This is a genomic window from Nocardia sp. NPDC004654 (assembly GCF_040609595.1).
Taxonomy (GTDB): domain Bacteria; phylum Actinomycetota; class Actinomycetes; order Mycobacteriales; family Mycobacteriaceae; genus Nocardia.
In genome coordinates, this window is sequence record NZ_JBEXKI010000010.1 from 152,862 (window position 1) to 173,522 (window position 20,661).

The 20,661-nt window shown below is 69.4% G+C and carries 18 protein-coding genes; 10 read left to right on the forward strand and 8 right to left on the reverse strand.

Features of this window, described 5'->3' with window-relative positions; genetic code table 11:
• Positions 1-28 precede the first annotated feature (28 nt).
• Positions 29-673, reverse strand: coding sequence for a TetR/AcrR family transcriptional regulator (locus tag ABZV58_RS30190; protein ID WP_355003579.1), 645 nt, complete (start codon positions 671-673; stop codon positions 29-31).
• A gap of 162 nt (positions 674-835) precedes the next feature.
• Between ABZV58_RS30190 and ABZV58_RS30195 the strand changes: the two genes are divergently transcribed.
• Both ABZV58_RS30195 and ABZV58_RS30200 read left to right on the forward strand, forming a co-directional pair.
• Positions 836-2,209 (forward strand): FAD-dependent monooxygenase, encoded by a 1,374-nt coding sequence (locus ABZV58_RS30195; RefSeq protein WP_355003580.1) that lies wholly within the window; start codon positions 836-838, stop codon positions 2,207-2,209.
• Complete coding sequence (locus ABZV58_RS30200) at positions 2,202-3,986, forward strand: FAD-dependent oxidoreductase (protein WP_355003581.1); 1,785 nt, start codon at positions 2,202-2,204, stop codon at positions 3,984-3,986. Before ABZV58_RS30195 ends, ABZV58_RS30200 begins: the two co-directional genes overlap by 8 nt.
• A 6-nt stretch (positions 3,987-3,992) precedes the next feature.
• On the opposite strand, the gene ABZV58_RS30205 is transcribed toward ABZV58_RS30200, so the two are convergent.
• A complete protein-coding gene (locus ABZV58_RS30205; protein WP_355003582.1) occupies positions 3,993-5,222 on the reverse strand; it encodes an MCE family protein in 1,230 nt (409 codons plus the stop codon).
• Positions 5,223-5,355: 133 nt separating this feature from the next.
• On the opposite strand from ABZV58_RS30205, the gene ABZV58_RS30210 reads away from it, so the two are divergent.
• A complete protein-coding gene (locus ABZV58_RS30210; RefSeq protein WP_355003583.1) occupies positions 5,356-6,717 on the forward strand; it encodes a cytochrome P450 in 1,362 nt (453 codons plus the stop codon).
• A gap of 85 nt (positions 6,718-6,802) precedes the next feature.
• On the opposite strand, the gene ABZV58_RS30215 is transcribed toward ABZV58_RS30210, so the two are convergent.
• The 5 genes from ABZV58_RS30215 to ABZV58_RS30235 are packed head-to-tail and all read right to left on the reverse strand — an operon-like array spanning position 6,803 to position 11,758.
• Positions 6,803-8,029, reverse strand: coding sequence for a cytochrome P450 (locus ABZV58_RS30215; protein WP_355003584.1), 1,227 nt, complete (start codon positions 8,027-8,029; stop codon positions 6,803-6,805).
• 46 nt (positions 8,030-8,075) lie between these two features.
• On the reverse strand, positions 8,076-9,701 hold the full coding sequence (locus ABZV58_RS30220) for an acyl-CoA synthetase (protein ID WP_355003585.1): 1,626 nt from the start codon (positions 9,699-9,701) through the stop codon (positions 8,076-8,078).
• Between the two features lie 22 nt (positions 9,702-9,723).
• Complete coding sequence (locus ABZV58_RS30225) at positions 9,724-10,974, reverse strand: hypothetical protein (RefSeq protein ID WP_355003586.1); 1,251 nt, start codon at positions 10,972-10,974, stop codon at positions 9,724-9,726.
• Positions 10,975-10,979: 5 nt separating this feature from the next.
• Positions 10,980-11,531 carry a nuclear transport factor 2 family protein gene (locus ABZV58_RS30230; RefSeq protein WP_355003587.1) on the reverse strand — a complete coding sequence of 184 codons (552 nt, stop codon included), beginning with the start codon at positions 11,529-11,531 and terminating at the stop codon, positions 10,980-10,982.
• A complete protein-coding gene (locus ABZV58_RS30235; protein WP_355003588.1) occupies positions 11,531-11,758 on the reverse strand; it encodes a ferredoxin in 228 nt (75 codons plus the stop codon). Before ABZV58_RS30235 ends, ABZV58_RS30230 begins: the two co-directional genes overlap by 1 nt.
• 449 nt (positions 11,759-12,207) lie before the next feature.
• On the opposite strand from ABZV58_RS30235, the gene ABZV58_RS30240 reads away from it, so the two are divergent.
• The 3 genes from ABZV58_RS30240 to ABZV58_RS30250 all read left to right on the forward strand — a co-directional run bounded on the left by ABZV58_RS30240 (position 12,208) and on the right by ABZV58_RS30250 (position 14,586).
• Positions 12,208-12,384 (forward strand): hypothetical protein, encoded by a 177-nt coding sequence (locus ABZV58_RS30240; RefSeq protein WP_355003589.1) that lies wholly within the window; start codon positions 12,208-12,210, stop codon positions 12,382-12,384.
• Positions 12,385-12,801: 417 nt separating this feature from the next.
• Positions 12,802-14,061, forward strand: coding sequence for a helix-turn-helix domain-containing protein (locus tag ABZV58_RS30245; RefSeq protein WP_355003590.1), 1,260 nt, complete (start codon positions 12,802-12,804; stop codon positions 14,059-14,061).
• A 90-nt stretch (positions 14,062-14,151) separates the two neighbouring features.
• Positions 14,152-14,586, forward strand: coding sequence for a CBS domain-containing protein (locus ABZV58_RS30250; RefSeq protein WP_355003591.1), 435 nt, complete (start codon positions 14,152-14,154; stop codon positions 14,584-14,586).
• A 21-nt stretch (positions 14,587-14,607) separates the two neighbouring features.
• On the opposite strand, the gene ABZV58_RS30255 is transcribed toward ABZV58_RS30250, so the two are convergent.
• Positions 14,608-15,039 (reverse strand): pyridoxamine 5'-phosphate oxidase family protein, encoded by a 432-nt coding sequence (locus ABZV58_RS30255; RefSeq protein ID WP_355003592.1) that lies wholly within the window; start codon positions 15,037-15,039, stop codon positions 14,608-14,610.
• A 113-nt stretch (positions 15,040-15,152) separates the two neighbouring features.
• On the opposite strand from ABZV58_RS30255, the gene ABZV58_RS30260 reads away from it, so the two are divergent.
• Genes ABZV58_RS30260 through ABZV58_RS30275 form a run of 4 tightly spaced genes read left to right on the forward strand, consistent with a single transcriptional unit; the run spans position 15,153 to position 20,657 of the window.
• On the forward strand, positions 15,153-16,484 hold the full coding sequence (locus ABZV58_RS30260; protein WP_355003593.1) for an aminotransferase class V-fold PLP-dependent enzyme: 1,332 nt from the start codon (positions 15,153-15,155) through the stop codon (positions 16,482-16,484).
• Positions 16,481-17,767: a heavy-metal-associated domain-containing protein gene (locus ABZV58_RS30265; RefSeq protein ID WP_355003594.1), complete on the forward strand. Its 1,287-nt coding sequence runs from the start codon at positions 16,481-16,483 to the stop codon at positions 17,765-17,767. The genes ABZV58_RS30260 and ABZV58_RS30265 overlap by 4 nt, the downstream gene beginning before the upstream one ends.
• Positions 17,764-19,329 (forward strand): alanine racemase, encoded by a 1,566-nt coding sequence (locus ABZV58_RS30270; protein ID WP_355003595.1) that lies wholly within the window; start codon positions 17,764-17,766, stop codon positions 19,327-19,329. Before ABZV58_RS30265 ends, ABZV58_RS30270 begins: the two co-directional genes overlap by 4 nt.
• Positions 19,329-20,657, forward strand: coding sequence for a pyridoxal-phosphate dependent enzyme (locus ABZV58_RS30275; RefSeq protein WP_355003596.1), 1,329 nt, complete (start codon positions 19,329-19,331; stop codon positions 20,655-20,657). The genes ABZV58_RS30270 and ABZV58_RS30275 overlap by 1 nt, the downstream gene beginning before the upstream one ends.
• Positions 20,658-20,661 lie beyond the last annotated feature (4 nt).

The window sequence follows — 20,661 nt, forward strand, 5'->3', positions numbered from 1 at the left end:
TTCCGGCGCGGCCTTTTTCGTGCGCCGCTCACGCGCAGGGCGCGTCACCGTAGACGACCAGCCAGATGGCTCGCCCCAAGGACTCGGCCAGCGCGGCATCCGTGACGACCGAATTCGCAGCGAAGGCGGCGGTGATCGATCGCTCGACCATGGCGGTCAGCACCAACGCCGTGGCGGTCGAATCGACGGCCGAATCGATCCGCCCCGCGGCGCGATCCGCCTCGAGCCGAGTCCGCACCACGTCCACGAAGGCCGCGACCCGACCGCTCCAATAGCGCCCCACGTCCCGGTCGTAGCCGGCGACTTCGCTGAGTGCCAGCAGCAGATAGCGATGGTCGCGGAACCCCGCGATCATGCTGCCGATCGCGCGCACCACCCCGGCTCGGTGGTCGCCGTGGTCGGCGCGCCACCACGTCTCCGCCGCGTCGAACAGGTCCGCGGTGGCCAGTTCGGCCATTCGGATCAGTAGCTGGCTCTTGTCCGGAAAGTAGCGGTAGAAGGTCGATCTCGCCGCGCCCGAGGCGGCGGCGATCTTGTGCACCGCGATCTCGGTGTAGGGCGTCCCGTCGGCGAGCAGTTCTTCGACGGCGCGCAGGACGCGCCGCTCGAACTCCGTCCGCCGGTCGTCGACCGGCTTGCGCGCGTTCTTCGGGGCTCTCGTCAGCGAAGGCATCCGCCACCCGCACGCAGGCCGACGGCCAGGTGCCGCCGCGATCGTTCGCCGGAGGGATTCACGAGTTCCATTCTGCCGTGCGGGCGTTGACACCGGGGCGCGACGAGTCGCACCATCGATCGGACACTGTGTCCGAGACGTTGTGACCGAGGTGGTTCGAAAATGCCTGGCGCCCCTGCCATTCCGGTCGAGGACACCGAGGTTGTCGTGGTGGGCGCCCGCTGCGCGGGTTCGGCGACGGCCGCCGCGTTCGCACGGGCGGGCGTGCGGGTCGTGTTGTTGGAGGCGACCCGATTTCCCTCGGACACGCTCTCCACACACCTGTTGTGGCCCGGCGGTGTCGCGGAATTGGCGCGTCTCGGCGCGCTCGATCGCGTCACCGCGTTGGGAGCGCCGCCGCTGCGGACCGCCTTCGCGGCGGGCGCGGGCTACACCATCCGCTCGCCGTTCGCGCCGGTGGACGGCGTCGACTACGCGCTGTGTGTGCGCCGCACTGGCCTGGACGCCGCGCTCGCGGCCACCGCGGTCGACGCGGGCGCGGACTTGCGCGAGGGTGCCCGTGTCGGCGAATTGCTGTGGCGCGGAGAACGATGCGCGGGTGTCAGGTACTCTGACGCCTCCGGTACCCGTGAGCTGCGCGCTGCCCTCGTGGTCGGCGCCGACGGACGGCGCAGCACGGTGGCCCGGCTGGCCGGGACGTCCGGTCCCCGGCTGTCCGCACCGAGCGGACGGGACTGCTACTTCGCCTATTGGCGCGACACCGCGGCCGGATGGCGCGAGGTGGCCGCGCAGTGGCGCGACGGTCCCGATCTGGGCACCGCCTTTCCCTGCGACGACGGACTTCTGCTCGCCCTGGTGCAACCTCCGGCGAGCGCGGACCGTCCCGGTCCCGGCGGCGCCGACCGACGCTATCGCGAAGCGATCGAACGGATTCCCGGGCTGGCGACCAGGCTCGCGGGGTGTGAGCGAGTCGGTCGCGTCCGCTCCGCGACGGGGCTGCTCTCCTACTTCCGCCGATCCAGCGGCCCGGGTTGGGCCCTGCCCGGCGACGCGGGGCATTTCAAGGATCCGGTGACCGCCCAGGGCATTCGGGACGCGCTGCACTACGGCCGACGTCTCGGCGAACTCGCCGCCCCGGTGCTGCACGAGCCGCAGCGGCTGGACGCGGCACTGCGCGCCTGGGAGTCCCAGCGCCTCGCCGACTGCCTCGGCATCTACCAGTGGACCAACCGGCTGGCCCGCGGGACCGCCATGAGCCCCTTGGAGATTCAGCTCTATCGCCGCGCGACGAGCGCCCCGGAGCTGGCGCAGGCGGTCACCGCGATCTTCTCGCGCACGAGGGATCCGAAGGACGTCTTCACTCCTGCGCTCGCGGCGGCGCTGGCCGTCGGCGCGCTGCGCGAGGCCTGGCCATCGGTCGGTCCGGTGCTGACCCATCTCCTGCACGAGGCCCGCGACACCGCCGCCGACTGGTGGCAGTCGCGCGCCCACCACGCTCTCGCACCCGCCACCTGCTCAGGAGAACGACATGCGTGACAAGCGACCGCCTTCCGGCCTTTCTCTCACCCGCCGCGAGGTTCTGCGCGGCGCCGTGGCCGCGGGTGTCGGCCTAGCCGCGACCGCTTCGACAGCCACCGCCACAGCGGGAGCGCGGCGGACGCCCGCGCCCGGACGATCGGTGGCGATCTTCGGCGGCGGCGTCGCGGGACTTTCCGCGACGCACGAGCTCGCCGAACGCGGATACCAGGTCACCGTGTACGAGCCCGCGTTTCTCGGCGGCAAGGCGCGCAGCATGGGTGTGCCGGGCACCGGCGTCGGCGGACGCTTGGATCTGCCCGGCGAGCACGGCTTTCGTTTCTTTCCCGGCTGCTACCAGAACATCCCGGATACGATGCGGCGCATTCCGTTTCCCGGGAACCTTGACGGTGTCGCGGGAAACCTGGTCCGGGTGGAGGGCACGGTCGCCGGGTTCCGTGGGCGCCCACCGATTTTCGTGCCCGTCGAGCTCGGGGCGATCGATCAGTTGACACCGCAACGCTTGCAGAACACCATCGTCGGCGCGTTCGGCTTCGTCCCCGAGCTACCGCCGTGGGAACTGGCGTTCTTCGCCAAACAGATGACGGTGTGGTTCACCTCCTGCGCGGAGCGGCGCTACGGGCAGTGGGAGTACGTCACCTGGGAACAGATCCTGCACGCCCAGGGCAAGTCGCCCGCCTATCGCGACTACCTGGTCAACGCGCTCACCCGGATCACCGTCGCCGCCAAACCGCACGTCAGCTCGGCGCGCACCATCGGAACGATCGGCGAGGCGCTGGTGCTGGCCGCGACCGGGGCGATTCCGCAATACGCCGCGGGCATCGACCGCATCCTGAACCGGCCGACCAACGAGGCGTGGATCGATCCGTGGGTCGGCTACTTGCGTTCGCTCGGCGTCCGTTTCGTCATGAACAGGGGCGCGAGCGCACTGGAACTGCGTGGCGGGCGCATTGTGTCGGCGACTGTCCGCGGGGCGAACGGCACGGCCGAGAATGTCACCGCGGACTGGTACGTCTGCGCCATGCCGGTGGAGCGGACCCTCCCGCTGCTCAGCGACCGGATCCTCGACGCCGATCCGCGACTGGCGGGCATGCACCGGCTCCACACCGACTGGATGGTCGGCATCCAGTACTACCTCACCCGCCCGACCGAGCTGCCGGAAGGCCATATCGCCGCGCTCGGTTCGCCGTGGGCGCTCACCGCGCTGCGCCAAGCGCCCATGTGGGTGGGCGATTTCGCCGCACGCTACGGCGACGGCGCGGTGCGCGAATGTCTTTCGGTGGACATCTCCGACTGGGACTCCCCCGGCGTGCTCTACGGCCGACCGGCCAAGGAATGCGGCCGCGAGGAGATCGCCGCGGAAGTGTGGGCGCAACTGAAGGAATGGCTCAACACCGCGACGGGCTGGCTGCGCGACGAGGACGTGCGCTCCTGGCACCTCGATCCCGGAATCACCTGGCGCGGTGGCGTGATCGACAACGCGACACCCTTGCTGGTCAACACCGTCGGCTCCTACGATCACCGGCCGGAGGCGCACTGCGCCGTCCCCAATCTGTTCTTCGGCGGCGACCACGTGCGCAGCAGCATCGATCTCGCGACCATGGAGGGCGCCAACGAATCCGGCCGCGCGGTGGCCAATGCGATCATGGACGCCGCCGACGACCCCGGCCCGCGCGCGCCGATCTTCCCGCTGGTCTCGCTGCCGATCTTCGATCAGGCCAAACGCGTCGACGCCGAGCGCTATCGCGCGGGCCTGCCCCACCTGCTGGACGGCTGAGGCTCCTCACCGGCGGGCGACGCCGGGCAGCCCACCGAAGAAGATCTCGAACACCGTCGGCGGATCCGCGTGCAGCCGGGCGCTGGTCGACGGGACGAACAACGCGCCCTCGCTGGTGTCGGTCACGACGTAGTCCGCGTGCGCGCCCGGTGCGCGCTGTTCGATGCCGGAACAGTCCGGACCGCCAGTCGCGTTGACCTTCGGCAGGTCCTCCGGATATTTGTACGGTTCCGAGGCCAGCATGAAGTTGGTGTTGAACACCGCTCCCGGCACCATGCCGCCGAATATCGTCTCCGCCAACGGCATCATCGCGGCGACGCCGTTGACCACGCAGCGCAGCGCAGGCCGGTACTCGTTCAGCAGCGCGCTCCCCGGGCGCAGCAGCCGCAGCGCCGTCGCCATCGGCTGCTCGGTCTCGGTGAGGACCGCGCGGGTGGTCTCGGCCAAACCCACCACGTTGAGCAGCATTTCGTCCAGATCCGCGGCCCGGTCCGCGACCGTCGCGCCGGTCACGGTCGCGTTGTCGACCGTGCGCAGCAACTCCCCCGCCGTGTCGGCGTAGAGTTCGGTGACCTCGGCGGTGGCCGTCATGTCGTGGGCCAGCTGGGGCAGGCTCGGATTCAGCTGGCGCAGTGTGACATCCGCGCGCTCCAGCAGATCACCGAGCCGCTCACCGCGACCCTGCAACGCGGCGCTCACTGCGGCCAGTGCCGAATTCAATTGCCCCGGTTCTACTTTCGCGAGCACGGTGGAGAGCCGCTGGAACAAGGTGTTGAACTCGACGGTCACCGATTCCGCCCGGACCACCGCCCCCGGCGCCAGCGGGCGCGGTGACGGCGCGGCAGGCGGCACGAAGCGCACGAATTTGGCGCCGAAGACCGTCGTCGAGCGGATGTCGACGAGGGCGTTCTCCGGGACCATCCGCAGCGACTCCGGATCCAGCTCCAGCCGCAGCCGCACCCGGTCGGCGTGCGGTTCCACGGCGGCGACGCGGCCGATCTCCACGCCGCGCATCCGCACCGCGGCGTCCGGATCGAGCACCAGCCCCGAGCGCGGCGCGTCGACGAGCACCGTCGCCGTCGACTCGAACCGGCCCGCGTACATCGACATGGCGAGCAGCACCACCGCCGCGATCATCGAAACGAACGCCAGCCCGGCGAATTTGAGCCGCACCGTCGCCCAGGTGGCCCACAGGATCGGGAAGCGCCCCCGCGAGGACTGTTGCCGTGCGTCCACTCTTCACCCCTTCGAGAGGGCCCTGCGCGCGATCACGCGACCGCGAATCCCTTGCTCGCGTCCGGTCGACAGTAGTACTGTCCAGACACGTGTCCAGCATATGTCTGGACAGGTATCTGTGGAAGGATTTCCGATGACTCTGGTGAAACCACAGCGCGTCTCCGGCGGCGAGCACGAGCACGGACATCTCGAGGAGTTCCGCTCCGACCCGATCGCGCTGATGCGCCGGGTGCGCGCCGAGTGCGGCGATATCGGCGCCTTCGAACTCGCGGGCAAGCGGGTGGTCCTGCTCTCCGGGGCGGAAGCCAACGAGTTCTTCTTCCGATCCGGCGACGAGGATCTCGACCAGGGCGCGGCCTATCCGTTCATGAAGCCGATCTTCGGCGAGGGGGTGGTCTTCGACGCCAGCCCGGAACGCCGCAAGGAGATGCTGCACAACCAGGCGCTGCGCGCCGAGCACATGCGCGGGCACGCGGCCACGATCGCCACCGAGGTCGAGCGGATGCTCGCGCGCTGGGGCGACGAGGGCGAGATCGACCTGCTCGACTTCTTCGCCGAGCTGACCATCTACACGTCCTCGGCCTGCCTGATCGGCGTGAAATTCCGCGACGAACTCGATGGCAGGTTCGCGCATCTCTATCACGAACTCGAGCGCGGCACCGACGCCTTGGCCTATGTGGACCCCTACGCGCCGATCGAAAGCTTCCGCCGCAGGGACGAGGCCCGCGCCGCCCTCGTCGAGCTCGTCCAGGGAATCATGGACAAGCGGGCCGCCCGTCCCGCCGACCGCGGCGACCGCGACATGCTCGACGTGCTGGTCTCGGTGCCCGGCGAGAACGGCGAACCGCGCTTCAGCGCCAGCGAGATCACCGGCATCTTCATCTCGATGATGTTCGCCGGTCACCACACCACCTCCGGCACGGCGGCGTGGACGGTCATCGAGCTGCTCCGCCACCCCGAGCTGCTTGGCAACGTCGTCGCCGAGCTGGACGAGCTGTACGCGGACGGTTCGCCGGTGAGTTTCGGTGCGCTGCGCCAGATTCCACGCTTGGAGGCGGTGCTGAAGGAGACACTGCGACTGCATCCGCCGCTGATCATCCTGATGCGGGTGGCCAGGGGCGATTTCGAGGTGTGCGGTCACCACATCGCCGAGGGCGACCACGTGGCCGCCACGCCCGCCATCTCGAACCGGTTGCCCGAGGACTTCCCCGATCCCGAGACCTTCGATCCGGGCCGCTATATCGACCCGAACCAGGAGGACATCGTCAACCGCTGGACGTGGATCCCGTTCGGCGCGGGCAAGCACCGCTGCGTGGGAGCCGCGTTCGCGCTCATGCAGCTCAAGGCGATCTTCTCGATCCTGTTGCGGGACTGGGAGTTCGAGATGGCCCAGCCCTCGGACAGTTACCGCAACGACCACTCGAAGATGGTGGTGCAGCTGCAGCAGCCCTGCCGGGTGCGCTACCGCAGGCGCGGTCTCCGGCAGAACGGGTGAATGCCGGGGCGGTTCGGATCGGCACTCCGACGGACACGCTCGAACGGCCGCGGCGGCGAGTCGCGGCCGTTCGAGTGTCGCCGTCTCAGTCGTAGCGGACCTGCCAGCTCTTGACGCCGTTGATCCAGCCCGACCGCAGCCGCACCGGATCCGAGACCTGGCGCAGGTTCGGCATGGCGTCGGCGAGAGCGTTGAACATCAGGTCGATCTCCAGCCGGGCCAGGTTCGCGCCGACGCAATAGTGCGTGCCCGTTCCGCCGAAGCCGACATGCGGATTGGGATCGCGCAGGATGTCGAAGGTGAACGGGTCGGTGAACCCGTCTTCGTCGAAATTGGCCGAGCTGTAGAACAATCCGAGCCGCTGCCCGGCGCGGATGCGCTGCCCGCCGAGCACCACGTCCTCGGTGGCGGTGCGCTGGAAGGCCGTCACCGGAGTGGCCCACCGGACGATTTCGTCGGGCGCGGTGCGCGGACGGCTCGCGCGGTAGATCTCCCACTGCTCCGGGTTGTCCACGAAGGCCTTCATGCCGTGCGTGATCGCGTTGCGCGTGGTCTCGTTGCCCGCGACCGCGAGCAGGATCACGAAGAAGCCGAACTCGTCGGAGGCCAGCGCCTCGCCGTCGACGTCGGCGTGCACCAGCTCGGAGACGATGTCGTGCACCGGGCACGCGCGGCGCTGCTCGGCCATGTTCCACGCGTAGCCGAGGATTTCGGCGGAGGCGACGGTCGGATCGCCGTATTCGGGATCGTCGTAGTTGAGCATCTGGTTCGACCAGTCGAAGACCTTGCGCCGATCCTCCTGCGGCACACCGAGAAGTTCGGCGATCGCCTGCAGCGGCAGCTCGCAAGCCACCTGCTGGACGAAATCGCCTCCGCCCGTTCGCTTCGCGGCGTGCACGATGCGTTCGGCGCGCTCGGTCAGCGCGGCGCGCAGGCTCTCGACCGCGCGCGGGGTGAATCCTTTGGCGACGATCCGGCGAATCTTGGAATGTTTGGGCGGATCCATGTTGACCAGCAACGCGCCGGTGAGGTCCATCTGCTCCGGGGTGATGTCACCCGGCAGCCGGATGATGGCGCCTTTGCGCTGCGAGGAGTACAGCTCCGGATGGCGCGAGATCTCCTTGACGTCGGCGAGCTTGCTCACCACCCAGTATCCGCCGTCGCGAAATCCGCCCGAGGTGTCGTCGGGCTGGGCGTTCCACCACACCGGCGCGGTGCGGCGCAGCAGCGCGAACTCCTCGACGGGGCTGCGGTTCTGCCAGAGCGCGGGGTCGGTGAAGTCGAAACCCGCGGGCAACGACGCTGCGGTCATGTCTACCTCCTGGGATGGAATGCCCTGCGGCGCAGAGCGACCCGGTTCACGTGGATCGGTGATCGGGCGCGCGGCCCGCGACGTAGTCGGTAGCCCAGCGGTAGTCGGGCTTGCCGCTCGGTGAGCGCACGATCACCTCGGTCACCCAGATCTGTTTGGGCACCTTGTAACCGGCCAGATGGTCGCGGACGTGGTGTTCCAGCGCACCGAAATCGATCCGGCCGGGTTCGGTGCCCGCCACGACCGCTGCTACCTGGTGGCCCCAGCGCTCGTGCGGCACCCCGACCACCACCGCGTCGTAGACCTGCGCGTGCGCCTTCAGCACGCCCTCGACCTCTTCGACGAACACCTTCTCGCCGCCGGTGTTGACCACCATGTTGCCGCGCCCGATCAGGGTCACCGTGCCGTCGTCCTCGACGCGGGCCCGGTCGTCGGTCACCACGATGCGCGCGCCGTCCACCGACTGGAGCAGCCGTTCGGACTTGCCGGGATCCTTGTAGTACCCGAGCGGCACCGCGCCGGTCTTCGCCAGCCAGCCTTCCGCGCCGAGCGGCACCGGATGTCCGTCGTCGTCGACCACCACCGCGCCACGACCGGTGCGCACCCTGGGGCCGCGCGCGGGATCGTCGTCCTTCTGCGCGAAACCTATTCCGCCGAAGCCCGTTTCGGACGATCCGATGGAGTCGGACACCACGGCGGAAGGGAACGTCTCCAGCAGGGTGTTCTTCATCGCCTGCGAGAGCAGGGCGGCGCCCGAGGCGATGGCCAGCAGCGAGGACGCGTCGACCGGTCGCCGCCGGTAGGCGTCGATCAGCGGACGGGCCATGGCGTCGCCGGTGATCACCAGCACCTGCGGCCGATGCCTGGCCACCCCCGCCCAGACGGCGTCGGGGTCGAAGCGGCGCTGGAAGATCACCGCGTTGCCCGACCACAGCGCCGTGAAGGTCGGCATCATCGCCGCGGCGTGGATCAGCGGCGGCAGCACGAACCAGGTGCTCGGGTCGCCCGCGGCGCCGGTGCGCGACTGCTGATACTCGTCGGCCACGGGTTCGCCGGTGTAGAAGTCGATGCCGCCGCCGAGCACCCGCCACATGTCCTCTTGCCGCCACATGACGCCCTTCGGCAGGCCGGTGGTGCCGCCGGTGTACATCATGAACAGGTCGTCGGGTCCGCGCGGGACGGATGGCCGCGCCGACGGACGATTCGCCAACGCGCTCTCGTACGGCACGGCGCTCTCGGACAGCACAGCGCCGTCGTCGGCCGGGTGGACCGTGTCGTCCTCGACGCGCAGCGCGTACCGCACGCGCGGAACCCGAGATCTGGCCTCCCGCACCGCCTCCGAGTAGCACGCGTGGTACACCAGCGCGTCCAGGTCGGCGTTGTCGTAGACGTAGGCGAGTTCCGCGGGGCCGTAGCGGTAGTTGATGTTGATCGGCACGGCGGCGAGTTTGAAGCAGGCGATCAACGTCTCCATGGTCTCGACGCTGTTGTGCATCTGGAATCCGATGTGCGCGCCCGCCCCGAGGCCGGAGGATGCCAGGTGGTGGGCCAACCGATTGGCCCTGGCGTCGAGTTCCGCGAAGCGCACGCGACGCTCGCCCTGTAGTACCGCGGTCCGGTCCGGCATGGCGTCGACGGCGTGCTCGAAGAGGTCGGCGAAGTTGTTGGCCATCTGGTGTCTCGCTCGTCGGCCGTCACACCACGGTGAGTGGCAAGGGTTTTCCGCGATCGGTGAACGCGAAGTCCGCGCCGGTGCTGAATCGGGTGATGGCGACTTCGGCGGCCTCGCGGAACGGTTGGTCGGCGAGTTCGAAATCGACGGTCAGCACACCGTCGTCGCCGTCGACGGCCGTGGCGAACCAGCGCGGGTTCACCGCCCGAGCCAGCGCGTCCAGCGGCGCGAGGTGCTCGGGATCGAGCAGCGCGGGCCACGCGCCGTCGGCGCCCGCGCCGCTGTCGCGCGGAATACGCAGGCGCACAGTGTCGTCCGTGCCGTAGAGGGTGATGCCGGTATAGGGCAATGGGTTCAGCGCCGGATGCGCCGCCAGCACGGTGGCGAGGGCGTCCGCGTCGTCGCCGAGCCGCAGGCAGCGCCGGATGCGGTCGGCGGTGAGTCCGGCGATGCCGGTGAACTGTTTGCGCGCGATCTCCGTCGCGGCCGGCGCGTCGGCCTTGGCCCGCACGGCCACCAGGAAACCGAGGGTCAGCAGATGGTGCTGGAGACACACCTCCTCGGCCATGCGCACCAGCGCCGAATGCGAGAAGTCCGCGAAACGCAGGTCGCTCAGCAGCGGTCCGGCGTAGTCGCACCGGCCGTCGTCGGCGGGATCGATGGGCGCCAATACGGTTCGCGCGGCGGCGGACTCGGCCACCACGGCCGCGTCGCGCGGCATCGGCGGCGGTTCGTTGGCCGCGTCGATGGTGACCCGCCAGGCGCAGACCGGTCGGCGGTCGGCGGGCCGCCGTGGCGGGCGGTGAATGGGGCGGACCTGCGCGTGCGGGTTCGTCGCCAGCGCGGTCGCGTCGAAGGTCGGGTCCTCGATGTCGTGGCACATCGACACCACGAAGTCCTCACCCATCGGCTCGACGTCGGCCAGCGCGCCGCAGTGGTCGAGCCAGAATTCGCCGTGCTCGTGGTCGTCCACCCGGAAGCGGAAGTCCATGAACTGCGGCGGCGCGCCGATGTCGAGCTGCAACCCCTTGAAGATGGTCGCCACGCCGTCGCCCGCGAAGCCGAGCGCCCGCTGCATCCTGCGGGTGTACACGGGACTGGCCAGCCGCCACTCCTCGATGGCCACCTCCGCCATGCCGGTTCTGCCGAACGCGGCGATGGAGTGCGCCATGCCGGAACGGTCGATGAGGTGCCCGCACAACAGCAGTTCGGGTACCAGCGCGGCCAACGTCTGCCGGGAGAACCGCGCGTAGCGGCTTGGTATCGCGCTCATCGCCGTCACCACAGCGAGGCGGGCGCTTCGCCGACGCGGTACCAGCCGGGCAGCGGCGTGCCGGAGGTCGAGCGGGCGATGCGCTGCTGCATGCCGGGGGTCAGCGCGTTGTTCGTGATCATCTCCAGGAACAACGCCGAGACGTTGCCGAAGTCGAAGAAGTCGCGCTGCCAGGACCATTGGAAACCGCCCCCGTACCGGAACCAGCTGCCGCCGATGCCCTCCGGACTGTACGGACGACCGTCGGGGCGCTGCGCGTCGGCGACCTGCTTCCAGAAACCGATCACGGTCCCGCTGCGGTCGTCGACGACGAACTCCTGGTACGGGTAGGTCCAGCCCTCGAGGCCCGACATCTCCTGTCCCAGCGCGATATCGCGGATCTCGTCGCGTCCGACCGCCATGAATTCCTGGGCCGGACCGTAGTTCCAGCCGTAGGTCGCGTCCACGGTGTACATCTCGGCGAGCGGCTTCCAGTCGCCCTTCTCCTCGCAGCGCTGGTTCTCGACGATCCAGCGGCGGATCATCTCGTCGAGCTCGGCGCGGTCGTAAGCGGCCATCAGTGTGCACCTTTCGCGGCGTCGTCGGTCTCGCCGTCGTCGGCGAGGGAGAGGGCCCTGGTCGGGCAGTAGCGGATCGCGCTCGCGACCGCCTCGCGCAGTTCCGGGTCCGGGCTCGGCTCGAGGATCTCCACCTGGCCGCGTTTGGGCACGGCGAAGACGTCGGGCGCCTCGGACTGGCAGACGGCGTGGCCCTGGCACAGGTCGAGGTCGACGGAGATCTTCACGGCGCCCTCCCCTCGCCGGGCACGGACACCCTGGCTGTCATCACACACCTCGATTTCGAGAACGGGTTCGCCCAGACCGTTCCGACGGATACAACCGTTGAGACAGATACCTGGACACGTGTCTGGACGGTACCACCGCGATCCGCGGCCAACAACGGTTTCGAGACAAGAGGGCGCGACGGTCGAGGCGGCGCATCCACGCCACTGTCGACGAGAAGGTCCACTCCCGGATCACACGCCATGCGCTACGAGGGCCGCTGGCCGAGACAGTTGGCCGTCCAAGATCACGGCGCGTTGTCAAAACCGTTATCGCACAGCGATGTTCGCGCATCTGTACTTGCATCTGTATCGAACACGGACCTACACTCGGCCCGAAAACAGAGGAGATTCACCGAGCCCGTGCCAGCGTTGCCACGAGGACTCCTCGCTACCGCCCGAAGGTCTTTCCCATGGATCAGTCGCTACATCGTTCCCGCCGACTCGGCGTCGCCGATATCGCCGCCGTCTACGGCACCGAGGCAGTGCACCGTCGCATCGCCCAGCTGCGTGCCTGCGGACAGCACTATGCGGCGGTGGCGATAGAACGCGAAATCCACAGCGCCGCAATGGAAGACGGAGGGGGATAGAGTCCGGCTCGGCAGCGAGCCATCCCCGGCGCCGACGACTCGGCCGCCGCACGGGAGCCTGTCGGCGCCGCGCACCAGCGAGGCGTCGACCGGACATCCCCGCGGGAGAGTCAGAGAACCGAAACGCGCCCGCTTCATAGGTCCGCCGCGCTCGGCGGCGGGGCGCGGCGACTCCGAGGGCTTACACATCGGCGCGATCGACTGCGGCCGTCTGATACGCCGACGCCGATGCAACCGATCCGAGCGCGGATTCGCCGGTCACCGCGATTTCGAAGCTTGCATTCGGAACTATGCACAACGGTGGTGCGATGCAACGTATCTCACCGAACCCTCCCCCTGCCCATAACCGTTTCGTATAGTGATGCAACGATTCGGGCGCAGTTCTATTTCGTCCGATGTGGCACTGGAGCACTACGTATGACCTTCACCGCGCTGGATCTGTCCGCCGACACGTCCGCAACGGCGCTCGAAATAGGCGGACAGCCGGCATCGGTGCCCCTGCAGAACACCGACGGGGTCGCCTCGCGCATGGTGGGGTACTTCGCGACCTGCGTCGCGCCGTGCCGCACGCTGCCCGGTGAGCAGATGCGCGGCGACGTCACCAAGGTGACGCGCTTCTGCCTCGCGCTGGCGGCCGAGATGTTCGATCGCCGGACGGTGCCCGACGACGCCCAGCTCGGCGAGGTCAGGGAGGTCGCGGCGCAGTGGGCGCGCGAGGCCGTCCCGCTCGGCACCATCCTGCGCGCCTACCACGAGGGCCTGCGCATCGCCTTCGGTTTGGTCACCGAGGGCGCCAAGGCCGACGACGTGGACGAGCTGATCGTCGCGACCGATCTGATGCTGGAACTGCTCGAGGTCATCACGGCCGCGGTCTCCGACGCCTATGTCGACGAGCAGCACCTGGTCGCCCGCGAGCACCAGACCGCGGCGCAGACGCTGGCCTCCGCCCTGCTCAGCGGTCGCGGCAGTTCCGCGCTCGCGAGGCAGGCGGGCATCCCGATCGCGGAGGCGTACCAAGTGGTGGCGCTCTCGGTGCCGGAGCATCCGGACGAGCGCGACCCGCGAGTCGACGCGCAGGTCGCCGCCCGCCGCAAGCTACGCCGACTACAGTCCGCGCTGGCCACGGTCTTCCGCTCGCGCGCGCTCGCCCTGCTCTCCACCAAGGGCGGCACGCTGCTCATTCCGCTCGGCGAGGACACCCCCGCGCTCACCGCGGAATTGCTCGACACCCTCTCCGCGGGCGCCGAGGTGCCGCTCACCGCCACCGTCGTCGTCGGCGACACCGATCGGATCCCGGATTCCGCCGAGCAGGCCCACGAACTGCTGAACCTGGTCCGCGTCGGCGGCCGCGCCGCCGGGCTGTATCAGATGTCCGACCTGGCCGTGGAATACCAGCTCACCCGCGGCGGGCCCGCCGCCCGGCGGATCGCGACCATCCTCGACCCGCTCGACGCGCACCCCGAACTGTTCGACACCATGCGCGCGTACCTGGGCAACGACATGAACCGCCAGCTCACCGCGCGCCAGCTGTACGTCCATCCCAACACCGTCGACTACCGGCTGCGCCGCATCGCACAGCTGACCACCATCGACCTCGCCACCTCGGCGGGCATCTCACAGGCGGCCATCGCCCTGCTGGCCAGGGACCTCGACCGCAGCGTGGCGCGGCGTTTGTAGATATCGCCCGCGCAACGATGCGGATTCGTGCTGGTCACCCGCTGCCGAACTTGCGATCCTGGAACCCCGTGAGTCTGGATGGTGAAAAGTATGCGAATCGCGGAGATCTTGCGCAGGAAAGGTAGCGACGTCGCCACGGTTCCGCCCGACACGACGGTGCGGAGCCTGCTGGCCGCTTTGGCCGAGCACAACATCGGCGCGGTGGTGGTGTCCCCCGACGGCATGCGGATCGCGGGCATCGTCTCCGAGCGCGATGTGGTGCGCCGCCTGCACGAACTCGGCGCGGACCTGCTGGACACGCCCGTCGCGGACATCATGACCGTCGAGGTCCGCACCTGCGCGCCCGACGACCACGTCGACAGTTTGCGCCGAATCATGACGGACCACCGGATCCGGCATCTGCCTGTGGTCGTGGACGACCGGCTGATCGGCATCGTCAGCATCGGCGACGTGGTCAAGAGCGCGATCTCCGAACTCGCGACCGAACGCCAGCACCTGGTCGACTATCTCCAGGGCCGGTACTGAACTCGCGCGCCCAGGCCCTGTCTAGAGCGCGGACAGGTCGCCCAGGTCGGCGGACAGCCACCGCTCGGGTCGCATGTACACCGCGACCTGCTCGCCGTACGCCTCGGCGGCCTTCAGGTAGGCGTCGACCTTGTCCGGCGGCAGGTAACGGGCGACCATCTCGCGGTGCAGTTCGTCGGTCATCGGCGTGATCCGGGTGACCGGCCCCTCCACGCTGACGTAACGCACCGTGGGCTCGAGCCGCTGCACCATCAGGCTGAAGCGGCCCGCCTGCCTGATATGCCGCATCTTCGCCGACTCCGGGCCGGTCAGCACCCACACCTCGGCGCCGGGTGCGTACTGATACCAGATCGGCACGTTCAGCGGGCCGCGATCCTGGCCCGCCGCGACGGCCAACGCCGCGATGTGCGGCTCTGCGAGAAATCGCTGACGCTCGTCCTGGCTCAATGGCATGCGGTCCAGGCTAGCGCGTGAAAGACGTTGTCCACCTGAATTCTTCGATCACCTCGGGAAAAGTGCGTATCGTTGGTGGGTGTCCAGGGCATCGGCGTGAAGGGAGCGTCACGTTGCGGTCACCCGCGCCAGGCTCGCACTTCACCCGCTCCCCGACCGTGCGCCACTCCCCCGGTCACCGGTTCCCCGCTTCGCCACCACCCCGCACCGATACTGTCCGTGCCGACGCCGTGCGCGCGCTGTTTCCGGCGCTGGCGGAATCGCCCGAGGTCTATCTGGACAGCGCGGCGACCACGCAGAAGCCGCTGCCGGTCATCGAGACGATCTACCGCTACCACTCCTCCCGCACCGCCAACGCCGGGCGCGGTACCTACGCTTGGTCGACCGAGCTGACCGCGCGGGTGGCGGACGTGCGCGCCCGCGCCGCGGTGTTCCTCGGCGCCGACCATCCCGACGAGGTGGTCTTCACCGCGGGCGCCACCGCAGCGCTCAACGCGGTCGCGCTGTCGTGGGGACTGGCCGAGCTCGCCGACGGCGACGAAATCCTCTACAACCCGCGCGATCACGCCTCCGCCGTGCATCCCTGGCACCACCTACGCCAGTTGCTCGCCCGGTTCGGCCGCCACATCGAGCTGGTCCCCTACCGGACCACCGAACTCGGCGAGGCCGACACCGCCGACATCCTCGGAAAGCTGACCCCGCGCACCAGGCTGATCGTCACCAGCCACCTGCACCACGTCTACGGCGCGGTGACCACGCTGGAAGAACTGCGCGGACGGATTGATCCGTCGGTACTGCTGTGCTTCGACTGCAGCCAGAGCGGCGGGCACCTGCCGGTCGACGTCACCGAGCTCGGCGCCGATTTCGCGGTATTCGCCGCGCACAAGATGTTCGGTGCGCCCGGAGTCGGGATCCTCTACTGCCACCGGCGGATTCACGATCGGCTGCTGCCCTTCCTGCCCGGCGGGAATTCGGGGGTGCGGCTCACCGAGTCGGGGCTGGTCGGCACGGCGATGCCCGACCTGCTCGAGGGCGGCACCCACAACATCCCCGGCATCCTGGCACTGGGCAGCGCGCTGGACGTGCTCGAGTCCTTCGGCATCGAGGCCATCGCCGCGCACAACCGCGCGCTCACCCTGCGGCTGATCGAGCGACTGCGCGCGGCGCCCGGGCTGGAGTTCCTGCCCGGGCCAGCCTACGCGCCGTGCGCGACGGGCTACGGCATCGTCTCGTTCCGCATCGCCGGAATCAGTGCCGCCGACCTGGGTTTCGTGCTCGGCGAGATGGGTTTCCTGGTGCGCACCGGACTGCACTGCACGCCCGCGGCGGGCCCCGGCGCCGACGACCTGGACTCGGTGCGGGTCAGCACGCACATCTACAACACCCTCGACGAGATCGACCGGTTCACCGCCTGCGTCACGACGATTGCCGAGGAGGTCACGTGAACACCGACACCCCGCGCTACGACCGCAGGGCGGCGTCCCGGGTTCTCGCCGGGCTCGCCCAGCCAGGGCTGTTCGGCGACGTCCCGGTGCCACCCGATCCGCGACGCATCGAATTCACCTGTGCCGCATTGCGTCCGGAAGCGAACAGCCATCTCACGTATTCGCAGCGGCTGTACATGGAGCGGTTCATGCGGCCCTGCCGCCCGAATCAGGTGACCACCGCCACCCACCGCATCGCGTGGACCGACAGCGACGGCATCCCCAACACCGGGCACTACCGCGCCGACGGCCTCGGCCCGCTCGTGCCGATCGCGGTGCGCGAGACCGTCCTCGCGCTGTGGCACGCGCTGCGGGCCGATACCGCGCTGGTGCGCCGCGCCGAGGAACTCGGCAGCCGGGAGCGCGCCGTGCTGGTGGGCACCACCACCGATCACGAACCGCTCGAGATCTTCCGCGTCGGTATCGAGGCGACCGGCCGCGCGCTCGCCCAGCACGCGCTGCTCGCGCGGCAGACGCCCTACCGCGACGCGATCGAATTCGCCACGGGGATGCGGGATTCGGGCCTGTTCGCGGCGGTCGCGACGCGCTGGTTCTGGGAGTTGCAGGCCTCCACCTACCGGCGCGGGATGATCCCGGTGACCCTGGCCGTCCAGCCCGACGGCACCGTGCGCTACACCGCCGAATCGGTGGCCACGCTGCGCGCCATGAAGGACGCCACCATCGCCGACGCGCACACTGTCATGCGGCGCGCGACCACGGTCGAGGGCCTGAACGTCGAAGACGCGATCGCCAAGTACCACGAGGATCTCGACGTCATCTCCCGTCAGTACGCGCTGCTGCCGCCCGGTACCCGGCCGGCCTGCCTCGCCGCGATGCCGCATCAGCTCGACGGCGCGCACTACAGCCTGCTGCCCATCGTGGTCGACCGGTTCGTCGCGGTGTTCACCGAGATCGTGGCGAGCTGCCGCCCGGTGGAGGTCGCCGCGGCGCCGGACGAACGCACCGCCGACGATCCGGTGACGGCCGAGGATCGCGCCTTCTACGTACCGGATATGACCTGCAAGCACTGTGTCCGCACGATCACCGGTGTGCTGGAGTCGATGGGGCTCGTGGTGGCAGAGGTGGACCTGATCAGCAAGCGGGTGGTCGCCGAGTTCCGCAGCCCGCGCAACCGGGCGCGCGCCTTCGAGGCGCTGCGCGACGGCGGGTACAACCCGGTCGCCGACAAGCCCGATCCGGCCGACGCCGAAATCAGTGCGCAGCCTTCGGAATCCGCGGTATGACGGCGCCGCTACCGGCGCTACCAGCGAAGGTCCATCCGCTGGTTCGTGCCTTTCTCGACGCCCGCGACGCGTTGGACGAGACGCTGATCCGATTCGGGTCTCCGGTGCACCTCGTCTTCCCCCAGGTCTTCGCGGACAACCTGGAACACTTGCGCGCCGTGCTGGACCGAGAGCTGCCCCGCTATCGAATCTGCTACGCGCACAAGGCCAATCAGTCCCGCGCCTTCGTCCGCACCGCCGAGGACGCCGGCATCGCCATCGACGTGGCCTCGCCGCAGGAGCTGGCCAGCGCGATCGGCGCCGGATTCGGGCCGATGCGCATCGAGGTGACCGGCCCGAAAGGTGAGGCGTTCCTGCGCGATCTGATCGACCGCGGCGCGACGATCAACGTGGACAATCTGTGGGAGCTGCGCCGGATCGCCGAACTGGCCGGTGATCGCGCCGAAGTGCCGGTGCTGCTTCGTGTCTCCGGCTTCCCCGGGTCGCCGCTGAGTCGCTTCGGGGTGCCGCTGAGCCATGTGGACAACGCCCTGGATCTGCTCAGCGCCCATCGCGGGCGAATCTCGTTCCTCGGCTTCGCCTTTCACCTCGACACCGGCGAGAACGCCGAACGGGTGCGTGCCGTCGACGCCTGTTTGGCGCTGGTCGAGCAAGCCTACGCGCACGGCTTGTCCCCCAGCGTGCTCGACCTCGGCGGCGGTCTGCGCCAAGTCTTCACCGCCGACGCCGACCGGTTCGACGGCTACGTCCGCGCGCTGCGCGAGTCGCTTCTCGGTCGCGGCGAGCCGATGAGCTGGGGGGACAACACCTTCGGCTACCACGTCGAAGGCGGGGCGGTGCACGGCACGCCGGTGTTCCACAAGTACGCCAACACGATTCCGGCCACCAGGATGCTCGCCGACTTGCTGACCTCGCCCCTGGAACGGCACGGCGGACGCACGGTCGCCCAGGTCGCCGCGGACAATCTGCTCGATCTCTGGCTCGAGCCCGGCAAGGCCCTCGTCGACCACGCCGGGGTGACGGTGGCGCGGGTCGTGTTCGTCAAGGAACTCGGGGACGGCACGCTGCTGGTGAACGTCGACCTCAGCCGTGACGCGGTGACACCGGCCGATCAGGAGGTGATGGTCGATCCGATCGTGCTGCCCGGCTCCGCGCACGGCAGTGTCCCGCGCGAGTGGTCCGGCGACGGCGCGATCACCCCGCCGCGGTCGGCGGCCGCCACCGCCTCCGCGCTGCGACCGGTGCGCGAAACCGGGCCGGTGGGAGTGTTCTTCGCCGGACGCCTGTGCCTCGAGCGCGACCTGATCACCAACCACAAGGTCTGGCTGGCGAATCGCCCGAGGACGGGGGATCTGGTCGTCTTTCCCAACACCGCCGCCTACCACATGGACCTCTCGGCGGCCTCGGCGTCGATGCAGCCACCGCCGCCGAAACTGGCCGTGGCCCACCGCGCGGGCGGTTTCCAAGTCTGCCGCGACGCCGACTACGAACCGCACGTTCCGGCCGATCCGCTGTCGGCGCGACGGCCCGCCCCGGTGCCGCGGGAAGCCGGGGCGCCCTGATGCGCTACGACCACATCACCGAGCTGATCGGCAATACGCCGCTGCTGCGCCTCGATCCCGCGGTCCACGGGCTCGAGCACGTCGAGTTGTACGCGAAACTGGAGTCGCACAACCCGTTCGGCTCGGTGAAGGACCGGGTCGCCTGGGGCATGATCCGGGACGACCTGGACGCGATCACCGCCGCGGGACAGACGCTGATCGAGGCGTCCAGCGGCAACACCGCCAAGGCGCTGCGGGTGCTCGGGGGACTCTCCGGCGTCGGGCTGCGCGCGGTGACCAATCGGATCAAGGTCACCGAGGTGCGCGATCTGCTGCGACTGCTCGGCACCGATATCGTCGAGCTGCCCGGGCTTTCCGAGTGCCCGGACCCGACCACGCCGAACGACGTGTATTCGGTGATCGAGTCGACCATGGCGAAAGAGCCCGGCGCGTATCATCATCCGTCGCAGTACACCAACGAGAAGAACGTCGAGGCGCACTGTCTGGGGACCGGTCGGGAGATCCACGAGGACCTCGCGGCCGACGGCATCGCCCGGGTGGATTATCTCGTCGGCGGGCTCGGCACCACCGGGTCCACCCGGGGTGCGGCGACCTATCTGCGCAAGCACAATCCCGAATTGCGCACGATCGCCGTCGTTTCCGAGCGCTCGGATTTCATCCCGGGCATTCGCTCGGAGACGGAGATGTGGGACGTCGGGCTGTTCCAGCCGGATTTCTACGACCGCATCGTCACCGTGACATCCGGCGACGCCGTCGACGCGACGCTGCGGCTGGCCACCGGATACGGCGTGCTGGCCGGGCCGACCAGCGGCGCGGCCTACGCGGCGGCCCTGGAAACCCTTGCCCAGCTGGACCTCTCGGCGCGTGACGCGAGCGATCCGGTGGTCGCGGTGATCGTCGTCTGTGATCGGCTCGAGCCATACCTCTCCTACATCAAGAAGCGCAGGCCGGACCTGTTCGACCGGCCGGACCGGCGTAGGGAACCGACGGCCGCCGAACTCGCGGCCACGCCACGGCTCTCGCCCGCCGAACTCGCGGAACTGGACCGCACCGGACGCCCCACCATCGTCGACACCCGGGGCGCGATGGCCTATCGCATCGGGCACGTCCCCGGCGCGGTGAACATCCGCGACGATCAGCTCGACGACATGCTGGGCCAAGGCGTCCCGTTCCCGCGCTCGCGGCCGGTGGTGTTCGTGTGTCCGGTCGGTGCGGTCTCGCTGCGCTTCGCCGCGCTCGCCCGGCACGCCGGATACGACGCGGCGAGCCTGGAGGGCGGCATCGTCAGCTGGCGCGACGCCGGAATGGCGCTGGAAAGCGGGGCCTGAACGG